We start from the raw sequence: 380 nt of genomic DNA on the forward strand, positions 1-380 counted from the left end.
CGGTATGACCGACCGGTCCTCGCGCCCACGTCACTGCCCGCGCCAAACCCCGACCCGCACCGAGCGGCGGATCATCAAGGTCCGCGTCCTGCGCCGGTGGGGACCGGCTCGCATCGCCTACCTCCTCGGGCTGAACCCCGCGACCGTCCATCGGGTCCTGACCCGCTACCGCCTGGCCCGTCTGACCCATCTGGACCGCGCCACCGGCCGCGTCATACGCCGCTACGAACGCGAGAAGCCCGGCGAGCTGGTGCACGTCGACATCAAGAAGCTCGGCAACATCCCCGACGGCGGAGGCCACAAGACCCTCGGACGCCAGGCCGGCCGCAAGAACCGCTCCGGAGTCGGTTACAGCTACCTCCACAACGCCGTCGACGACC

At 70.3% G+C, this 380-nt stretch carries 1 pseudogene; it reads left to right on the forward strand.

Annotation, left to right across the window (positions count from 1 at the left end):
* Positions 1-380: pseudogene (locus G3I78_RS50945) on the forward strand (IS481 family transposase); the annotation flags it as partial.

This window comes from Streptomyces sp. SID13726, from assembly GCF_010548375.1.
In the GTDB taxonomy this organism is placed as follows: domain Bacteria; phylum Actinomycetota; class Actinomycetes; order Streptomycetales; family Streptomycetaceae; genus Streptomyces.